A 17,904-nucleotide genomic window follows, 5' to 3' on the forward strand; every position below is an offset into this window, starting at 1 on the left:
AACTTTCGGATTCGCATCCAGAATTGCTGCATGCTATATTACATTTTCGCATGGGCGACTCGTATCTCGAGCTACAAACATATCCAAACCATAGATTGTAACTGCAGTATGATGGCGAAGCAATGTTGTCACAATCCCAACAATCTGCTTTTGTTTGAAAGGGATTACTGAGCATAATCGTAAAGATTATACCAATCCCAAATACCTTTAGTATTGAATTTTTCATAATAGTTTTTGGTTATATATTAATTACGCTCTGAATGTTTGAATATATTTTTGCATTTCCAAATATGAAATTAATTTTCTTTAAATAATTTATTTTTTTTTCTTCTAATTTTGATATTTTATTTTGGTGAAATTAGAAAAAAGAAATAATATTATGTTTAAATTTTTAAAACCTATATTTTATTTTACTGTATTTATTGTTAACAATATTTTGTTTTTTTTCAATTTTTTTTAATTTTCTTGTTTTGTTTATATTTTTATTCTTTATTTAGTTATAATTCAATTTTGAATTAGAATTTTTAAATATTTATATTGTATTTTTTTTATTATTTTTAGCTTAAAGTTTTAAAATTTTATGTCTCAGTTATTTTTTCTCAACGGTTCTAGCCTTTTGCCTTCTCTTTTTTATCTTGAAGGCCAAATAAACCTAAAAACCTGCTTTCATGAAATTTGGTCGATTTTCAGGATTTTTTGTCCTGCTCGGATTGCTTTGGAATTGCTCCCCAAAAGAGGCTGATCCCTTTGCCACCGTCAAACCGGATGAGACTCGCTTTACCAAGGTGACTCTGGTCGAAAAGCTCAATGAACCCATGGAGCTCGAAGTTCTCAATAATGGGGATGTGCTTTTTATTGAGCGGGCGGGTAAACTTAAATTATACGAGGCCGAGTTAGGAGAAACCACGGTAGTCGGTGAACTGGAAGTATATCTGGAACATGAGGATGGTTTATTGGGTTTGGCCAAGGATCCCGGTTTTGAAAAGAATCACTGGATTTATCTTTATTATGCCCCTTTGGATTTTTCTCCGGATGTTAATCGTCTTTCACGATTTGAGTTTGTAGATAATAGGCTGGATCTCACCTCGGAAAAAGTAATCTTGGAAATCCCGGTTTTTAGAGGCTGTTGCCATTCTGGCGGTTCGATTGAGTTTGATGCCAATGGACTGCTTTTTCTTTCTACCGGAGATGATACCACCCCATTTGAATCGGATAATTACAACCCGATCGATGAGCGCCAGGACCGCCCTGCCAATGTAGATGCACAAAAAACCTCGGCAAATACTAATGATTTGAGAGGAAAGATTATTCGCATCAAACCCGAAGCTGATGGAACCTACAGCATTCCTGAAGGTAATCTCTTTCCCCCAGGCACTCCCAATACCCGACCGGAAATCTATGTGATGGGCAATCGAAACCCTTTCCGCATTTCTGTCGATCAGCATACCGGCAATCTTTTTTGGGGGGAAGTGGGGCCCGATGCTTCAGTGGATTCATTAAAAAGAGGCCCCAAAGGCCATGATGAAATCAATTTGGCTCAAAAGCCAGGTTTTTATGGTTGGCCCTATTTTGTGGGGAATAACAAACCCTATTGGAAATATGATTTTGATACGCAAGAAAGCCTGTTTGAATTTGATCCTGCGGCACCGGTGAATACCAGTCCCAATTCGACTGGATTGGAAAAATTGCCACCCGCTCAATCTGCCTTGATTTGGTATCCTTATGATGAGTCGGAAGAGTTTCCCATGCTTGCTACTGGCGGAAGAAACGCTATGGCCGGGCCGGTCTATCATCGGGAAGATTTTGAAAATTCGGCTATTCGTTTTCCAGGGTATTATAATGATAAGCTTTTTATCTATGACTGGATGAGAAACTGGATTTTTACTGTTTCTCTGACGGAAAATTACGAGTATGATACCATGGAGCGTTTTATGCCCTCGACCGTTTTTGACAAGCCTGTGGATATGCAGTTTGCCAAGGATGGATCGCTTTATGTGTTGGAGTACGGGACCTATTGGCGTGCTCAAAATGATGATTCGGGTTTGTACCGGATCGAGTTTGCTCCCGGAAATCGTCAGCCGGTTGCCAAAGTTTCTGTTGACAAGCGAACAGGTGCTGCGCCGCTGACCGTACAGTTTTCCTCTGAAGGTTCGATGGATTTTGATCCTTCGGATAGTCTTTCCTATTCATGGGATTTTGGCGAAGCCAACGCAAGCAGTCAGGATGTCAATCCTACCCATACCTTTGAGCAGCCAGGAGTTTATTCTGTGACATTGACCGTCACAGATCTGGAAGGTGAAAAAGCCACCGCCTCCATCGAAATCCAAGTGGGGAATGAGCGCCCTCAAGTCTTTATTGAGTGGGCGGGAAATAGTAGCTTCTATTTTGAAAATGAGTCGGTGAATTATTCCGTCCAGGTTATGGATCGGGAAGATGGTGAGATTGATTCTGATCAGGTGGATTTTTCCATTGACTACATTGCGGGAGGATATGATTTGATTCAAGCAGGGCATCAGGAGGAGCAAGTATCTGTGGGCGAGAATTTCATCACTCAGGCGGGCTGCAAAGCTTGTCATGCCATTGCCAATGAATCTGTGGGACCGACCTATGAGGAAGTTTCCGTCAAATACAAAGGTCAAGCCGATGCCAAAGATTATCTAATCGGAAAGATCCGAAATGGAGGCGGTGGCGTGTGGAGTGATGAGCGAATCATGCCCGGTCATCCGCATTTGCCAGAAGATCAGGTAGGAGAAATGGTTGATTTTATTTTAGGGCTGAAAGATCCAGATTATGGCAAGGAAATTTTGCCTTTGGAAGGTGAATTTACTCCCGATCAAATTGAGCAATCAGAAGGCTATTATTTGATCCAAGCGAGCTATACCGATCAGGGAGCAAATGAAATAGGCCCACTTCGTGGAAATGTCCAATTGCTGCTTCGTCATCCCGAGGTCAAGGCAGTGACAGCAAATCGCTTTGAAAATACCGCAAAGGCCAACGCCAACGGGCTCAACTTTGTGAAGTTTACCGAAAAAGGATCTTGGATTGCTTTTGATCAGTTGGATTTACGCGGAATAAATGAATTGGAATTGCTGGTGAATCCAGCGGGTATCAAAGGAGTTTTAGAAATCAGAACAGGAGGGCCTGAAGGAACCCTGATTGGTCAAACCCAAGAGTTGATTCAAGGTGATCGAAAAGGTTATTTTCCAGTAAAAGTGGCATTGGAGACAAGGGAAGATTTAACCGATCTTTATTTCGTTTTGCGAACTGATTCGGGAGTTTCCATTTGGAATACCTTTAATCTGGATTGGGTAAGGTTTATAAGATGATTTTAATGGGAACTTTCGGGTTCCCTTTTTTATTTTCTCAATAAAAAAATCTAGAGATCATGAAAGAGTTTTGGGATGAGCGATATGCCGCAGAGGAATATGTATACGGGAAGGAAGCTAACTTATTTTTACAGGCACAATTGGCTGATCTAAGCCCAGGAAAAGCACTTTTTGCAGCAGAGGGAGAGGGGAGAAATGCCGTCTTTGCAGCCACTCTCGGATGGGATGTCATTGCTTTTGACATCAGTGAATCTGCCAAAGTCAAAGCAGATCGATTGGCCAAAGAGAAAGGTGTTGCGCTTGATTACCGTGTCGGTACTCTGGGACAGTTGGATTTTGAGGAAAATTCGTTTGACTTGGTTGTGTTGATTTTTGCACATTTTCCAGTTAGTCTCCGAGCTGAAATCCATCAAAAGTTGGTGAAATTAGTTAAACCCGGGGGAATCGTGATCTTAGAAGCATTTTCTAAAAAACACCTCCAGTTCAATTCCAAAAATCCAAAAGCTGGAGGTCCTAAAGACGTGAGCATGCTTTTTTCGCAAAGTGAATTGGAGGATGATTTTAAAGGGCTGAGTCAATTGGTTTTTGAAGAGAAGGAATTGTACCTGGAGGAGGGCGCCTATCATGTCGGTCAATCAGCAGTAATTCGCTTGCTAGGGAAAAAGTAAGATTTTTGGGCTTTTTCTTGATTTTTTAAACTAATTCTATAAATTCAAATAAATCTTTTTTAACAGCTATGGAAAAAAAGCATTGCCTCAACTGTGGAGAACCCATTCAAGGTCGCATTGATAAGAAATTTTGCGACGATCAGTGCAGGAATAATTACAATTATCAGCAATATGCGGCCTCCAATAATCTGATCCGGAGAGTCAATCATTCGTTAAAAAAAAACCGGAATATTCTCGAATCTATGATTCCGGAGGGTGAAGAAATGGGCAAGACGACCAAAGAGCGACTGCTCCGCGATGGGTTTCAGTTCAAATACCAAACGCATACCTATGAGACTAAAAAAGGCAGTATTTATCATTTCTGCTATGACTATGGATATTTGCCTTTGGATGGAGATTGGTTTTTGGTCGTGAAAGGAAAAGATGTGTAATTCATTAAAAAACAATCTAAATCTATGAGTCGAAAAGTCACGGGAATCGGAGGGGTATTTTTTAAAGTGAAGGACCCCGATGCCACCAAAAGCTGGTATTCCGAACATCTAGGATTGAATGTCGATCGATACGGAACTGCCTTTGAGTGGAGGAGTGCTGAAAATCCGGAACAAAAAGGCTTCAGTCAATGGTCTCCTATGAAAGAGGATACTACTTATTTTGAACCTTCGGCCAAAGATTTTATGATCAATTATCGGGTGGAAAATTTACTTAAACTCGTGGAAGAATTGAAGAGGAATGGCGTTCGGATTTTAGATGAAATCCAAGAATTTGAATATGGGAAATTTGTCCATATCCTCGATCCAGATGGGCATGCCATTGAGCTTTGGGAGCCCAATGATGAAGTTTACGATCAATTAACAGAAGGAAGAACTAAGAGCTAATGACAGTAATTCAACATCAATCCGACGGAAAACGGGGGTCGTTTTTTATCGAAGAAGGGGCTAAACGATTTGCCGAAATGGTCTATGTGATGGCTGGTGCCCGAAAAATGATCATCGAACATACCGAAGTAGACCCTTCGCTGACCGGTCAGGGGATCGGAGCGGATCTTTTGGAGGAATTGGTGGCTTATGTCCGTGAAAAAGACATCAAAGTCATCCCTCTTTGCCCTTTTGCCAAGGCGATGTTTAAAAAGCGAAAAGATCTTCAGGATGTGCTTAATTGAAAAATAGCAAGATTAAAAAAGCCATCAGTAGAATAAAAATTAACCAAGAAAGAACATTCTTTTTTAGGTAACTTCTTTGCCTTTGTTCTTGGTGCAAATGGAAAGCAAGGGAAATATCTTTTTTAGAGGCGTTTTTACCACTTCGTGATTTTTCCTCTATTTTCAATTGGGGTCTAACTTTCCCCAGTGAGTGATTGTCCTTAAAGGACTGCATACTTGATCTACTAAATCCCGCTCCTCCAGTCATGGATTGATTTTGTGTAAATTTCAAGTTAGTAAAAAATGGGATTCAAATCAGTGTTTTTGACTATGATTTTAATTAAATCGCCGTTGATTATTTCATCTAACTTATGATAAGCCTATTCGATACCCCAAAAGCACTTGAAGATTTGATTTGCCTAAACCAATTTTTAACTATATTTCTCCTTCTAAAAACATCACCATCTATGAAAAAGATAGTTCTATCCACTTTAGCTTTTTTAATTGCTTTTGCCTCATTAGCTCAAAAAACCTATATCCAAGCCGGAAAATTGATTGATGTGCGGGAAATGAAAGTCTTGACAGAGCAAACCATCATCGTCGAAGAAGACAAGATTGTGGAAATCAGATCAGGCTACCATTCTGGTGAAAATGAAGATCAGGTCATTGATTTGAAAACTAAAACGGTCATGCCAGGCTTGATGGATATGCACGTCCACATCGAAGGACAGACAAGTCCTACGCGCTATGTGGATGGTTTCCGTGACAACGAAGCCGATGTAGCATACAAGGCTTTGCCCTATGCCAAAATCACTTTGATGGCGGGTTTTACTACCGTCAGAGATTTGGGTGGATCAGGGGTGAATATCGCTTTGAGAAATGCCATCAATAATGGCTTGGTTGTAGGTCCACGGATATATACCGCCGGAAAATCCATCGCTCCGACAGGAGGTCACGCGGATCCGACAAATGGCGTAAAGCGTGAGTTGATGGGCGATCCGGGACCTGACCAAGGGGTAATCAATGGACCTTATGATGCTCGAAAAGCCGTGCGTCAGGCAGTCAAATATGGTTCGGACGTCATTAAAATAACTGCCACAGGTGGAGTGCTTTCTGTCGCCAGAGATGGGTCTGCTCCTCAATTTCAGCAGGATGAAATCGATGCGGTAGTGGAGACAGCCAAAGATTTTGGAATTCATGTCGCGGCGCATGCGCATGGAGATGAAGGAATGCAGCGGGCGATTAAAGCGGGGATTCACTCCATCGAGCATGGCACTATGATGGAGGAGGAAACCATGGATATGATGCGAGAAGCGGGAACTTGGTATGTCCCCACAGTGACTGCGGGAATGTCAGCTGCCGAGTATGCCAAAATTCCAGGTTACTATCCTCCTATCGTCCGGGATAAGGCGATGCGAATCGGGGCCCAAATCCAGGAGACTTTTGGAAAAGCTTATAAAAAAGGAGTCAAAATTGCCTTTGGCACCGATGCGGGTGTTTTTCCTCATGGAGAGAATTACCGTGAATTTCAGTACATGACCGAAGTGGGAATGCACAATCTTGAGGCCATCCAATCAGCGACACTTAATGGAGCATTATTGCTAGGTATTGAGGATAAATTAGGAACCATTGAGCCGGGGAAATTAGCCGATATTATTGCCGTGGATGGTGATCCTTCTGAGAATATTGAGGTGATGAAGGAAGTGGTTTTTGTAATGAAAGACGGTAAAATAGTAAAGAAATAGTCATGAGTAAGATTCTTCGATTGATAAAAAGTCGTATTCAAACTTACTTTAAACTCCTGATTTTTATAGGGAGTTTCCTTTCATTTTCACTTTCTTTTGCCCAGAAAAGCATTATTTCAGATTTATATTTCCCTCCAAACAGTTCTTCTGAGTGGGAAAAGATGAGCTTGATTGAAGCGGGGTTTGATCAAGAAAATATTGGAGAGTTTTTGGCTTGGATCTCGACGACCAATACCCGGTCATTCATCGTGTTAAAGGATGGTAAACTGGTCATTGAGGAACACTGGGGTAATAAACTAACCGGTATGGGAGCAATGAATCAAGAATCATTTTGGTATTGGGCCTCTGCTGGGAAAACCTTGACTGCGGCTCTGATTGGGATAGCTGAACAGGAAAAGATCCTTAAATTGAATCATAGCAGTCAAAAATATTTGGGAAAAGGCTGGACGGCCATGTCCAATTCACAAGAACGGAAAATAAAAATTATTCATCACCTCAGTATGACCACTGGTTTGGATCATCAGGTTTCCAATCCAAATAGTACGGTATCTGATGATCTCAAGTTTAAAGCCAAGCCAGGAACTCGCTGGAGCTATCATAATGCGCCTTACACGATTTTGGATCGAGTACTGGAATCTGCTAGCGAGATGAGTTTTGCGGATTATTTTAAATCAAAGATTGGCGATCCCATAGGTATGCAGGGATTTTGGCAGAAAAATGGACGGAATAATGTTTTTTACAGCACCCCGCGTTCCATGGCACGATTTGGTTTGTTTTTGTTGGCTAAAGGAAATTGGAATGGGGTTCAAATTGGATCAGCGGATTTTTTTGATTCTATGACTACGCCCAGTCAAAATTTAAATTCCAGCTATGGATATCTTACTTGGCTCAATGGACAAAATTCCTACATGCTTCCTGGTATTCAGCAAGGATTTGAGGGTCCATTAGTTCCATCTGCCCCTTCGGATATGTATCAGGCTATGGGCTTAAACGGGCAATTCCTGATGGTTATTCCTTCGAAGAATTTGGTGATTATTAGAATGGGGTCTAGTCCTAATTCAACAGAAATTCCCTTTACCCTGATTCAGGATATGTGGGATCGACTAGCTCCATTGATACTGGATTAAAAAGTTATACTTGGTATTTTTTCATCTGAGATTCAATCTTCTCAAGCGTTAGAGGTTTTTCTAAAAAACCACTGACGATATCGTAGCCCATGGCTCGCTGACGATCCTGAAAATCAATCGAACTGGAAAGGATCACAATTTTATCTTTTCGATTCTCAAATTGGATCAAATATTCATTTAAAAATTCCCATCCATTCATGACCGGCATATTGATGTCTAAAAACACCATGATAGATTGAGTAGGGGGGAGAGAGGCAATATTTTCCAAAGCTTTTTCAGCTTCCAAAAATTCATAGATATTCTCCGAATATTTCATTTTTTTGAGTAGACGTTTATTGATCAGATTGTTGATCGGATCATCGTCTACCAGAAAAATTGCATCGAAATAAATCATTGATTAATCAAAAGTCAAAAACGGTTTCTCTATAGGCCAAAATACGATTATTCCGATTGCAAGTAAAACCATTATGAAGCTTTTTTTTAATTGATTTCAAATCATTTTCATTTGAAATAAAAAAAGGAGGCTACTTGCCTCCTTTTAATAGGTATGAAATGGGATTACATCATGCCGCCCATTCCTCCGCCGCCACCCATTGGAGGCATGGAAGGTCCGTCTTCTTTAACATCAGCTACCACACATTCGGTAGTCAATAGAAGTGCGGCGATAGAAGCTGCGTTTTCCAAAGCCAATCTCGTCACTTTAGTAGGATCGATTACACCGGCTTTGAACAGATCTTCATATTGATCGGTGCGGGCATTGAATCCAAAGTTTCCTTTATTTTCACGGATCTTATTGATTACCACAGAAGGTTCGCCACCAGCATTGAGGATGATCGTTCTCAAAGGAGACTCGATTGCCTGTCTGATGATGTTGATACCTGTGTCTTGGTCTTCGTTTTCGCCTTTTAGGTCGGTAAGGGCTTCGGCTGCTCTCACTAGAGCCACACCACCACCTACGACTACACCTTCCTGCACAGCAGCTCGGGTAGCATGCAATGCATCGTCTACACGATCTTTTTTCTCTTTCATCTCTACTTCTGTAGCCGCTCCGATATATAGGATAGCTACTCCGCCAGATAGTTTCGCAAGTCTTTCTTGCAATTTTTCTCTGTCGTAGTCAGAAGTAGTTTTGTCGATTTGAGCTTTGATTTCAGAAATACGTCCTTTGATCGCATTAGCATCTCCAGAGCCATTGACGATGGTTGTATTGTCCTTGTCAATATTGATTTTCTCTGCTCTACCTAGCATGTCGACAGTAGCATTTTCCAGTTTGAAACCTCGCTCTTCAGAGATGACAGTTCCTCCGGTCAAAATTGCGATGTCTTCCAACATGGCTTTTCTTCTGTCGCCAAAGCCAGGAGCTTTTACCGCTGCCACTTTCAGTGCACCACGGATTTTGTTTACTACCAAGGTAGCCAACGCTTCGCCGTCAACATCCTCGGAAATGATAACCAAAGGTTTGCCGGACTGAGCTACAGGCTCTAGGACAGGAAGCAATTCCTTCATTGACGAAATCTTCTTGTCATAGATCAAAATGTAAGGAGACTCAAGCTCGGCTTCCATTTTTTCGGTGTTGGTCACGAAGTAAGGAGAAAGGTATCCTCTGTCAAACTGCATACCTTCGACAGTTTTCACTTCAGTTTCCGTTCCTTTTGCCTCTTCTACTGTGATGACACCGTCTTTACCTACCTTGTCCATTGCGTCAGAAATCATTTTACCGATTTCTTCGTCATTGTTGGCAGATACAGTGGCCACCTGAGCGATTTCTTTTGAAGTGGAGATAGGCTTGGAGTTGGCTCTCAATTGAGTTACTACAGCGGCAACAGCCTTATCGATACCTCTTTTGAGGTCCATAGGATTTGCACCAGCTGCTACGTTTTTGATCCCTACATTGAAAATAGATTGTGCCAATACTGTAGCGGTAGTAGTACCGTCACCAGCATTGTCGGCAGTTTTGGAAGCCACTTCTTTCACGAGCTGCGCACCCATGTTTTCAATTGGCTCTTCCAATTCGATTTCTTTTGCTACGGACACCCCATCTTTGGTAATCATAGGAGCTCCGAATTTTTTATCGATGATGACATTACGGCCTTTAGGTCCGAGTGTCACTTTTACTGCGTCAGCTAGAGCGTCGACACCTTTTTTCAGTCTGTCTCTAGCGTCTGTGTCGAAAAATAGTTCTTTAGCCATTGTTTTTGAATTTTTGTTTTAAATGTTCTTGGTGATTAATTAAAGGATCGCGAAGATATCAGACTCACGCATGATCAGGTAGTCTGAACCGTCTACGTTTAGCTCTGTACCGGAATATTTTCCGTACAAAACCGTGTCTCCAACTTTCACAGTCAAGGGCTCATCTTTTTTGCCATTACCAATCGCAACTACGGTACCTTTTTGAGGTTTTTCTTTGGCAGTGTCCGGGATGTAAAGTCCGGATGCGGTTTTCTCTTCGGCTGCAGCAGGCTGTACTAGCACTCGGTCTGCAAGAGGCTTGATGTTCACTTTTGACATAATATGAAATCGTTTAAAGGTTAGATTAAAATGCTAAACCTTCTTTTGCGAGATCTGTGCCAAGGTTTTTTTTGACAAAAAGGCTGACAAATAGTCGGATTTCCCCATGCTTTTGGAATAATCTGGAAAGGAATCATTCTCATTCTGTCTGCCAAAATTTCGCTGAGTGCTGGAAATCCTGTCAGATTTTGTTTAAATTTTTACCGATAATTCTATTAAACCCTATGAAAACATTGCCTAAAAATTGGATGACAGAAGGATTGATTGATTTTGAATACAAAAAGTATCAATTACTCGCCTATCTGCAGGAAACTGAGAAACAGTTTCAAGCGGTAAAGCTCTATCCCTCGTTGAGTGATTTGATCGAGCATCACCGACATCTCGATGCTTTTCAATCGGGTAAAAGCAAATTGGCGGATCTCTTTCCCAAGGCCATTTCTCATGTAGATCTCAAAAACAGCAAACTTCATTATCATCCTCAGGAACCTGACCACCAAGTCCTTGAAGAAATCACCCAAATTACAACATTTGCCCTTCCCCGACTCGAAAAGCAAATCCGTGAAGGAAGGGAAATCTACAATTTTGTAGAGAATCAAGTCGAGCTGGAGCCGGTGGGAATCCAGCCGCTATACACCAGAGAAGGCTTCGTCTTTTTGACTCGCGAGCAATCCTCGGAGGTGATGGCATATCGCTATCGGTCGGGGCTCTTGCAGCTAGCCGGTGAGCGGTTTAGAAGCATTTCCATGTGGTTTTTGGGGCTGTTTAAAAAGACACTTTTCAGAACGCTCGAAGCTTTAAAACTCGAATTGATCAAAGAAGTAAAGGAGCTGCCCAATCCTGCAACATGGAGAGTGCACAGTGCCCATGAAATTCCGCTGGATGAGACATTGATTCCCCTCAGCAAGCGGCTGCTGCTTCAACGGGTCCAATAAAAACTGATCTACAAAAAAATGGAGGCTATATGGCCTCCAATATTTTTTCTTTTTTCTCTGAATCTGTTGGTTCAATGGGTTTGACTAGATTTTCTTGTTTGATTCGGTTAGCAATGACCTCTGCTCCGGGTTTGTCAAAAAGAATTCTCCAAGCTTCCTTTAGGCTATTTGCTTTGGTCAGATCCCTGACAATATCTCGCCACTCATGAAATACTAAATAAACGGGATTATAAGAAGTCACCGGCTTGGTAATGCCATAATTTGGCCGCTCTCCCTCCGGCATAAATGTGCCAAACATCCGATCCCAAATAATAAAGGTGGACCCGTAATTTTTGTCCAAATAATGTTCATCACTCGCATGATGAACACGGTGGTGTGATGGTGTGGTAAAGACGTACTCGATCACCGGATGAAGCTTGGTGATGTATTCTGTATGAATCCAAAACTGATACAATACCGCGATCTGATGACAGATGAAAAACACAAAAGGATCAAATCCCATAAACATCACCGGAAAGAAGAAAATGATCTTGATGTGCTGTGTCCATCCCAGACGGAATGAAACCGAGAAATTGTACTTGGAAGAATTGTGATGGGTGATATGAGTAGCCCACCAAAACCGTTGCTCATGAGCGATCCGATGTGCCCAATACCGAGCGAAGTCTATGGCAATAAAACAAAGGATAAAGGACCACCAAGTGGAAGGGATGGTAAACGGTGAAATATTGTAGAAAAACAAGGCCGCTCCAAAAGTGGCTAATTTGATCATGGCACTGATTCCTACATTGACGAAACCGATCGTAGCGGCCGCAAAGAAATCCTTGGTGTCATAGGTGTCTTTTTTTTGGTACCAGCTGATGCCCCATTCGATAAATACCAACAAAAACATAATTGGTGCTGCCCAAAGAATCAGGTTAGGCCAAGATTCTAAATTTAAATCTTCTAGGCTTAAAGGCTTTTTGTCCATAAAATTTCAGTTGACTGTTAGTTTGCTTTGAATATCCGTTACATACAACGCGGATAAGTTCTTTTTTAATTTAACTATCAACTAAAATAAATAAAAAAGTCCGCCTGTCTAGGGCGGACTTCAATATTATTTTTAAATTTTTCCTCAGCAACTAGTTATTGGTTTCCGGTGGTATCTGGGATGATGGATTCTTCTTCTGGATTGGCTGGCAAGATTCCTTCCTCTTCGTTTTCACCAAAAGCTGGAGTGACTACTTGTTGTCTGGCATTCTCAATATTTGGAGAAGAAAACTGGTTTGGTTGACTGCTTGTGTAAAAAGCAGAAGAAACCAGCGAAAGTACCAAAATCGATACTGCTAAAACCCAAGTGGCTTTCTCAAGTACATTTCCGGTACGGGTCACCCCCATAATTTGTGAGGCGCTACCGCCAAATGCAGCACCTACCCCACCTTTGGAGTTTTGTCCCAAAATCACCAGAATAAGCAATACGGCTAGAACTAAAATGATGCTGATTAATAAAGTGAACATACTGTTATTTATTAGAATTTTTCAAGTTTTCGATCAAGTCCGCAAAGTAAGCCCTTTTATCTGGAAACTTCAAACCCAATTTTTTATAAATTTCTATCGCCTTGGAGGTTTTTCCTTGCTTGACCAGTAAGTTGGCAAAAGTTTCTGAAATCAGATTGTCATTGATTTTGGTACTGGATTCAGCCAGATTTTCGTTGTTTTGATTGGCCTCGATTTCTTTGATCGTGGCCAGTTTGATTTCTTTTTTGCTGAATGCCTTGATCAGGTCTATTTGCTCTTTTTTCTTATCATCCAGGATTATTTTCTTTTCTTTTTTCTTGATCGATTCGATCAAGTCTTCTCCCGCACCAGGTCTTCGAGTTCTTTTCTTCGGTTTGTCTTCTGGCTTAGAGTCTGATGATTTCGGTTGATCACCACGAAGGTTTTCACTGAGCTTAAGTAAAGATTGGGTTCGGGAAGCGGGATCAGGTTTTTCTCTACTTTCCTCTGGTAGCAGATCTTCGGTATTCCCTGATTTGGATTTTGTCAGCGGTGCTTCAACTAGGGTTTTTAAGTAAATTCGGTTAGGACTGGTAATGGCTGCCAAACCCAGACTCATCGGGAGTTCGCCGGATTTTTGATATTCGTATCGGGCATTGAGAATATGAGGAATGTTGAAATAGGGGAAATTCTCCTGAATTTTTTTCAACTGGAGGATTTCAGTCTTTCCGATATCTGACTCCCGATTGAGGATTTCTTGAAATTGGCTTGCGTTCACAGTCTTGCTTTTGGGGATTAAGATAGGAAATTACCAGTTGGCAACCGTGGCAGTAAAGATGTCTTGGATGATTTGATCGAAAATTTCGTCAATCAGTCGATTTTCTTCATCCAGCAGGGTGGTAGTTCGAGGGTCATAATCGCTAAAGAAAGAAAAAGTCTGAGTTAGATTTTCTTCTTCATTACTTAAATTTATATACTCTACTTCTACACCTATGGTCAGTCGCATCTGTCCCGCACGATCTGGCTGATTGGGATTTCCACTCGAAACAGCCGCTTGTGGGGTTAAAGCATAACGTTTGATTGCTCCGGAAAATTGCAGGTCACCATTGGTACGAACCAATTCCAATTGTGTATTTCGCTGATAAAATTCTTTCAACTCCTCTGTAAATCGCTGCTCAATATTGGCAGGTCCTGCACCGGAATCATTGAAAAAATTGGCAATCGAAAAAGAACTCACCAATTCATAATTGATATTCGTTCCTGTAAAACTATAGCTAACCGAACAGCCAGAAAATGCCAAAAGGATCAACCAAAGTGGAAAAAACGAAAGTTTATTGATCAATTTCATACTGTTTGATTTTTCGGTAAAGTGTGCGCTCGGAGATTCCCAAGTCGCTCGCAGCATATTTACGTTTATTGTTGTGCTTTCGTAGTGCTTTTAGGATCATTTCTTTCTCTTTTTTTTCTAAAGAAAGCGAATTATCGTCTTCCTCATGAATGATGTCCTCGATAACTTCCTCTTCGTATTCATCGGGATCTTGATTGGAAGATTTTTGAGATTCGAGTACCAAAGGCATGTAACTCGTTCCACCATCATGAGATTCTGAAGGCTTGAGATTGCTGTCCATATCTTCGAAAAGCTCGCTGTGCTTTTGAATAATGCTCTGATTCAGGCCACCGCTTTTGTAGGATTCCAACACCAGTTTTTTAAGCTCATTCATGTCCTTCTTCATGTCAAAAAGGACTTTGTAGAGAATGTCCCGCTCAGAAAAATCCATGGCTTCGGAATCTCGATTTCCTCCTGTCAGGGCAACAGGAAGCCTAGAATTGTCGGCTGGAAGGTATCGGGAAAGCGTAGGACCGTCCACTTCACGTTCCTCTTCCAAAAGTGAAATTTGCTCAGCTAGATTTTTCAGCTGACGAATATTTCCCGGAAAGGGATAACGCATCAGGACGGACTGTGCTTCAGCAGTTAGACTGATCGGCCTCACGTGGTATTTTTCGGAGAAATCAGAGGTGAATTTTCGGAATAGCAACACCATATCTTCTCCTCTTTCTCGAAGCGGAGGGACAAAAATCGGTACGGTATTCAGTCGATAATAGAGGTCTTCTCGGAACTTGCCTTTTTCTACCGCTTTGATCAGGTTGACATTGGTGGCTGTGATGACCCGGACATTGGTTTTTTGAACTTTTGAAGAGCCTACTTTAATGAATTCTCCGTTTTCGAGTACTCGAAGGAGTCGGGCTTGAGTTCCTAAGGGCATTTCTCCGATTTCATCCAAAAAGATCGAACCTCCATCAGTCACTTCAAAATAACCTTTTCGGGCCTCATGTGCTCCGGTAAAAGACCCTTTTTCATGACCAAAAAGCTCGGAATCAATCGTACCTTCAGGGATTGCTCCACAGTTGATCGCAATGAACTTGCCGTGCTTTCGAAGCGAAAGTGAATGAATAATCTTAGAGAAGCTTTCTTTTCCACTTCCGCTTTCTCCAGTAATCAGCACAGTCATATCGGTGGGCGAGGCTTGCATGGCCACCTGAATGGCATGGTTGAGCAAGGGACTATTTCCAATAATCCCAAAGCGCTGCTTGACACTTTGTATTTCCTGTGGGGTAATCATGCTAAAGCAGGATTAATTTCCAAAACCTCCCCGAAAAGTGTAGCTGGTGAGCAATCTGTGATTTTTACTTTGACATAATCACCGAGCTTCAATCCGGCCGCAGGTACGATTACCACCTTATTTGCCGAATTTCTACCCTTAAGCTCAACTTGTGATTTTTTGGAGGTGCCCTCGATCAGAATGATCTGTTCTTGGCCTACATCCAACTTATTTCGTTCGTAAGAAAGTTTATTTTGTTTCTCGATGATTTCGGCCAAACGTCGTTTCTTAACATCCAAAGGAATATCATCCGCATATTTTTTGGCGGCCAAAGTTCCCGGACGCTCCGAATAGAAAAACATGTAGGAAAAGTCATATTGGACAATATCCATGATACTTAGGGTATCCTGATGTTCTTCTTCAGTCTCGGTACAGAATCCCGCAATCATATCTGAAGAAATCCCGCATTCTTCTCCGAGAATCTCACGAATTGCTTTCACCCGATTCAGGTACCATTCCCGATCATAGGTTCGGTTCATCAGTTCGAGGACCCGGCTGTTTCCTGACTGTACCGGAAGGTGAATATATTTACAGATGTTGTCGTACTTTTTCATCGTGTAAAGCACCTCGTCAGTGATGTCTTTGGGATGGGAAGTTGAAAAACGAACCCGGAGCAAGGGGCTGATTTGAGCAACCATTTCCAGCAAATTGGCAAAATTGACTACTTGGCTTACTTCCTCTTCTTTTTTGTTCAACCGGGCTTTGTTGTTTTCTTCCGGGGACCATTTGTAGGAATCAACGTTTTGACCCAAAAGCGTCACCTCCTTAAATCCGCGGCTGAATAGATCTTGAGCCTCAGCTATGATCGAATGTGGATCACGGCTTCGCTCTCTCCCCCGAGTGAAAGGTACTACGCAGAATGAACACATATTGTCACAGCCTCTCATGATGGAAATAAAGGCCGTGACCCCGTTGGAATTTAAGCGTACCGGAGCAATATCCGCATAAGTTTCCTCTCGCGAAAGGAAGGTATTGACGCCTTTTTGCCCATCTTCTGCAGCGTTGACTAGATTGGGTAGATCTCGGTAGGCATCAGGTCCGACGACTACATCTACGATTTTCTCTTCTTCGAGTAATTTGTCCTTCAATCGCTCCGCCATACAACCTAAAATCCCGATGGTCATCTCAGGTTTATGTTTTTTGACGGCATTGAAATGATTGAGTCGGTTTCGCACCGTCTGTTCGGCTTTTTCGCGGATGGAACAGGTATTAAGAAAAACCACATCCGCCTGCTGAAAATCCGAGGTCGTATCGTAGCCGTTTTCTTTCATGATCGAGGCGACTATTTCCGAATCGGAAAAATTCATTTGACAGCCATAACTTTCGATGTATATTTTTTTGGCTTTTCCGGTATTCTCCTCAACGGTGGTTTTGTAGTCCACCGCATGCGCTTCCTCACCGGTAATAATATCTATATCTTTAATTAACTCGTTCATTCAAGCTTGAATTATGAATTTGCAAAATTACTAAAAAACGGACAAAATGGCAGGATTCAAGCTCTTATTTATTGTGAAAAGGAATTTTTAACTGCTCCCCAAAATGAACCTGTTTTTTTCTTAAAATATTCTCCTTGATTGAATAGAGCACATGTCCCAAATTTTTCAGCCCTTCATTTTTTCAGGAGATTGCCTGGTGTCAAAAAAATCCGTGATGTATATATATTATTCTTCTACCCGATAGATTATTTTAAAGTTACCTTCAATCAATTTTCTGTGGCCTTTTTCTAAATGCTTTAGGTATTCTTCAATAGATCCCAAATAGGGGTTTTCAGCAAGGTTTGACGCTTTTTTTATCAATTTCTTACCAATCTTAGTTACCTTTTCTTCAGGAACTTGCTGATCATCCATTAGAAACTGGAGAGATTCTTCAAGGCTTTTAAAAGATTGTTCGGTAAAAATGACTTTCATCCCCCAAATCTGTCATTCAGCTTATCTTTAAATTCATCTATTGAAAAGGTTCTGCCTTCTTTAATGTCAATTTCTGATTTTAAAGCTCTTGCTGTGAGTTTGTTTTTAAGAGCTGGATCAAACCCGGACTTTTCAAGTAAATACTTTATATCTTCAAGTAGTTGAAGATCATTTTCTTTTTCAATCAGGGTTCTTAATTCCTCTTTTATATCTATCGATTTCATAATGATTTAAAGTTACAAATTTAAGAGGTTTTATCTACTTCAATTTATCCATTAAACGTCATTTAGAGGTCTTTGATTTTTTAAGTTAATCTTAATCTAGTTGTTCTTGTCGAAGTTTGTGATTTTTCAACAGGAGAAAAGATCTCGGCCTTTTATTTTAAATATTGAGCGACAAACGGTTTTAATCCCTGTTCTA

19 protein-coding genes are annotated in these 17,904 nt (G+C 41.2%); 8 read left to right on the top strand and 11 right to left on the bottom strand.

The window, feature by feature from the left end:
- The first annotated feature begins 668 nt into the window (after window positions 1-668).
- The 7 genes from BM043_RS08815 to BM043_RS08850 all read left to right on the top strand — a co-directional run bounded on the left by BM043_RS08815 (window position 669) and on the right by BM043_RS08850 (window position 8,004).
- Window positions 669-3,326: a PQQ-dependent sugar dehydrogenase gene (locus BM043_RS08815; RefSeq protein ID WP_092790819.1), complete on the top strand. Its 2,658-nt coding sequence runs from the start codon at window positions 669-671 to the stop codon at window positions 3,324-3,326.
- A 59-nt stretch (window positions 3,327-3,385) separates the two neighbouring features.
- Window positions 3,386-3,994 (top strand): class I SAM-dependent methyltransferase, encoded by a 609-nt coding sequence (locus tag BM043_RS08820; RefSeq protein ID WP_092790820.1) that lies wholly within the window; start codon window positions 3,386-3,388, stop codon window positions 3,992-3,994.
- 68 nt (window positions 3,995-4,062) lie between these two features.
- Entirely contained in the window at window positions 4,063-4,425 is a 363-nt protein-coding gene (locus BM043_RS08825) for a DUF2116 family Zn-ribbon domain-containing protein (RefSeq protein ID WP_092790821.1), read from the top strand.
- A gap of 24 nt (window positions 4,426-4,449) precedes the next feature.
- Window positions 4,450-4,869, top strand: coding sequence for a VOC family protein (locus BM043_RS08830; protein WP_092790822.1), 420 nt, complete (start codon window positions 4,450-4,452; stop codon window positions 4,867-4,869).
- Window positions 4,869-5,153 (top strand): GNAT family N-acetyltransferase, encoded by a 285-nt coding sequence (locus tag BM043_RS08835; RefSeq protein WP_092790823.1) that lies wholly within the window; start codon window positions 4,869-4,871, stop codon window positions 5,151-5,153. The genes BM043_RS08830 and BM043_RS08835 overlap by 1 nt, the downstream gene beginning before the upstream one ends.
- Before the next feature lie 446 nt (window positions 5,154-5,599).
- Window positions 5,600-6,877, top strand: a complete 1,278-nt coding sequence (locus BM043_RS08845) for a metal-dependent hydrolase family protein (RefSeq protein WP_092790825.1) — start codon at window positions 5,600-5,602, stop codon at window positions 6,875-6,877.
- 2 nt (window positions 6,878-6,879) lie between these two features.
- Window positions 6,880-8,004 (top strand): serine hydrolase domain-containing protein, encoded by a 1,125-nt coding sequence (locus tag BM043_RS08850; RefSeq protein ID WP_092790826.1) that lies wholly within the window; start codon window positions 6,880-6,882, stop codon window positions 8,002-8,004.
- A 4-nt stretch (window positions 8,005-8,008) separates the two neighbouring features.
- Here the strand turns inward: BM043_RS08850 and BM043_RS08855 are convergent, their stop codons facing one another.
- The 3 genes from BM043_RS08855 to BM043_RS08865 form a co-directional block, all read right to left on the bottom strand.
- Window positions 8,009-8,398, bottom strand: a complete 390-nt coding sequence (locus BM043_RS08855) for a response regulator (protein ID WP_092790827.1) — start codon at window positions 8,396-8,398, stop codon at window positions 8,009-8,011.
- A 164-nt stretch (window positions 8,399-8,562) separates the two neighbouring features.
- Window positions 8,563-10,194 (bottom strand): chaperonin GroEL, encoded by a 1,632-nt coding sequence (gene groL / locus BM043_RS08860; RefSeq protein WP_092790828.1) that lies wholly within the window; start codon window positions 10,192-10,194, stop codon window positions 8,563-8,565.
- Between the two features lie 39 nt (window positions 10,195-10,233).
- Window positions 10,234-10,512 carry a co-chaperone GroES gene (locus BM043_RS08865; protein WP_092790829.1) on the bottom strand — a complete coding sequence of 93 codons (279 nt, stop codon included), beginning with the start codon at window positions 10,510-10,512 and terminating at the stop codon, window positions 10,234-10,236.
- Window positions 10,513-10,736: 224 nt separating this feature from the next.
- Between BM043_RS08865 and BM043_RS08870 the strand changes: the two genes are divergently transcribed.
- The gene (locus BM043_RS08870; RefSeq protein ID WP_092790830.1) at window positions 10,737-11,444 is read left to right on the top strand and encodes a hypothetical protein; all 708 of its coding nucleotides are present in this window, start codon (window positions 10,737-10,739) and stop codon (window positions 11,442-11,444) included.
- Between the two features lie 25 nt (window positions 11,445-11,469).
- On the opposite strand, the gene BM043_RS08875 is transcribed toward BM043_RS08870, so the two are convergent.
- The 8 genes from BM043_RS08875 to BM043_RS08910 all read right to left on the bottom strand — a co-directional run bounded on the left by BM043_RS08875 (window position 11,470) and on the right by BM043_RS08910 (window position 17,708).
- The gene (locus tag BM043_RS08875; RefSeq protein WP_092790831.1) at window positions 11,470-12,411 is read right to left on the bottom strand and encodes a sterol desaturase family protein; all 942 of its coding nucleotides are present in this window, start codon (window positions 12,409-12,411) and stop codon (window positions 11,470-11,472) included.
- 155 nt (window positions 12,412-12,566) lie between these two features.
- Window positions 12,567-12,938: a preprotein translocase subunit SecG gene (gene secG, locus BM043_RS08880; RefSeq protein WP_092790832.1), complete on the bottom strand. Its 372-nt coding sequence runs from the start codon at window positions 12,936-12,938 to the stop codon at window positions 12,567-12,569.
- 4 nt (window positions 12,939-12,942) lie between these two features.
- Entirely contained in the window at window positions 12,943-13,695 is a 753-nt protein-coding gene (locus tag BM043_RS08885; RefSeq protein ID WP_092790833.1) for a hypothetical protein, read from the bottom strand.
- Between the two features lie 30 nt (window positions 13,696-13,725).
- Window positions 13,726-14,265 (bottom strand): LPS assembly lipoprotein LptE, encoded by a 540-nt coding sequence (gene lptE, locus BM043_RS08890; protein WP_092790834.1) that lies wholly within the window; start codon window positions 14,263-14,265, stop codon window positions 13,726-13,728.
- The gene (locus BM043_RS08895; RefSeq protein WP_092790835.1) at window positions 14,249-15,538 is read right to left on the bottom strand and encodes a sigma-54 interaction domain-containing protein; all 1,290 of its coding nucleotides are present in this window, start codon (window positions 15,536-15,538) and stop codon (window positions 14,249-14,251) included. The genes lptE and BM043_RS08895 overlap by 17 nt, the downstream gene beginning before the upstream one ends.
- Window positions 15,535-17,013 (bottom strand): tRNA (N6-isopentenyl adenosine(37)-C2)-methylthiotransferase MiaB, encoded by a 1,479-nt coding sequence (gene miaB, locus BM043_RS08900; protein ID WP_092790836.1) that lies wholly within the window; start codon window positions 17,011-17,013, stop codon window positions 15,535-15,537. The genes BM043_RS08895 and miaB overlap by 4 nt, the downstream gene beginning before the upstream one ends.
- Before the next feature lie 225 nt (window positions 17,014-17,238).
- Window positions 17,239-17,484, bottom strand: coding sequence for a type II toxin-antitoxin system RelE/ParE family toxin (locus BM043_RS08905; RefSeq protein WP_092790837.1), 246 nt, complete (start codon window positions 17,482-17,484; stop codon window positions 17,239-17,241).
- The gene (locus tag BM043_RS08910; protein ID WP_092790839.1) at window positions 17,481-17,708 is read right to left on the bottom strand and encodes a hypothetical protein; all 228 of its coding nucleotides are present in this window, start codon (window positions 17,706-17,708) and stop codon (window positions 17,481-17,483) included. The genes BM043_RS08905 and BM043_RS08910 overlap by 4 nt, the downstream gene beginning before the upstream one ends.
- Window positions 17,709-17,904 lie beyond the last annotated feature (196 nt).

It is taken from the genome of Algoriphagus hitonicola (genome assembly GCF_900113375.1).
GTDB lineage: Bacteria > Bacteroidota > Bacteroidia > Cytophagales > Cyclobacteriaceae > Algoriphagus > Algoriphagus hitonicola.

What these genes read in the sequence shown, in the direction of transcription:
- BM043_RS08835 (WP_092790823.1), top strand. Translation starts at nt 4,869, where the DNA reads ATGACAGTAATTCAACATCAATCCGACGGAAAACGGGGGTCGTTTTTT.
- groL (WP_092790828.1), bottom strand. Translation starts at nt 10,194, where the DNA reads ATGGCTAAAGAACTATTTTTCGACACAGACGCTAGAGACAGACTGAAA.
- secG (WP_092790832.1), bottom strand. Translation starts at nt 12,938, where the DNA reads ATGTTCACTTTATTAATCAGCATCATTTTAGTTCTAGCCGTATTGCTT.
- BM043_RS08845 (WP_092790825.1), top strand. Translation starts at nt 5,600, where the DNA reads ATGAAAAAGATAGTTCTATCCACTTTAGCTTTTTTAATTGCTTTTGCC.
- BM043_RS08895 (WP_092790835.1), bottom strand. Translation starts at nt 15,538, where the DNA reads ATGATTACCCCACAGGAAATACAAAGTGTCAAGCAGCGCTTTGGGATT.
- BM043_RS08870 (WP_092790830.1), top strand. Translation starts at nt 10,737, where the DNA reads ATGAAAACATTGCCTAAAAATTGGATGACAGAAGGATTGATTGATTTT.
- lptE (WP_092790834.1), bottom strand. Translation starts at nt 14,265, where the DNA reads ATGAAATTGATCAATAAACTTTCGTTTTTTCCACTTTGGTTGATCCTT.
- BM043_RS08815 (WP_092790819.1), top strand. Translation starts at nt 669, where the DNA reads ATGAAATTTGGTCGATTTTCAGGATTTTTTGTCCTGCTCGGATTGCTT.
- BM043_RS08905 (WP_092790837.1), bottom strand. Translation starts at nt 17,484, where the DNA reads ATGAAAGTCATTTTTACCGAACAATCTTTTAAAAGCCTTGAAGAATCT.
- BM043_RS08830 (WP_092790822.1), top strand. Translation starts at nt 4,450, where the DNA reads ATGAGTCGAAAAGTCACGGGAATCGGAGGGGTATTTTTTAAAGTGAAG.
- BM043_RS08855 (WP_092790827.1), bottom strand. Translation starts at nt 8,398, where the DNA reads ATGATTTATTTCGATGCAATTTTTCTGGTAGACGATGATCCGATCAAC.
- BM043_RS08875 (WP_092790831.1), bottom strand. Translation starts at nt 12,411, where the DNA reads ATGGACAAAAAGCCTTTAAGCCTAGAAGATTTAAATTTAGAATCTTGG.
- BM043_RS08865 (WP_092790829.1), bottom strand. Translation starts at nt 10,512, where the DNA reads ATGTCAAAAGTGAACATCAAGCCTCTTGCAGACCGAGTGCTAGTACAG.
- BM043_RS08910 (WP_092790839.1), bottom strand. Translation starts at nt 17,708, where the DNA reads ATGAAATCGATAGATATAAAAGAGGAATTAAGAACCCTGATTGAAAAA.
- BM043_RS08825 (WP_092790821.1), top strand. Translation starts at nt 4,063, where the DNA reads ATGGAAAAAAAGCATTGCCTCAACTGTGGAGAACCCATTCAAGGTCGC.
- miaB (WP_092790836.1), bottom strand. Translation starts at nt 17,013, where the DNA reads ATGAACGAGTTAATTAAAGATATAGATATTATTACCGGTGAGGAAGCG.
- BM043_RS08850 (WP_092790826.1), top strand. Translation starts at nt 6,880, where the DNA reads ATGAGTAAGATTCTTCGATTGATAAAAAGTCGTATTCAAACTTACTTT.
- BM043_RS08820 (WP_092790820.1), top strand. Translation starts at nt 3,386, where the DNA reads ATGAAAGAGTTTTGGGATGAGCGATATGCCGCAGAGGAATATGTATAC.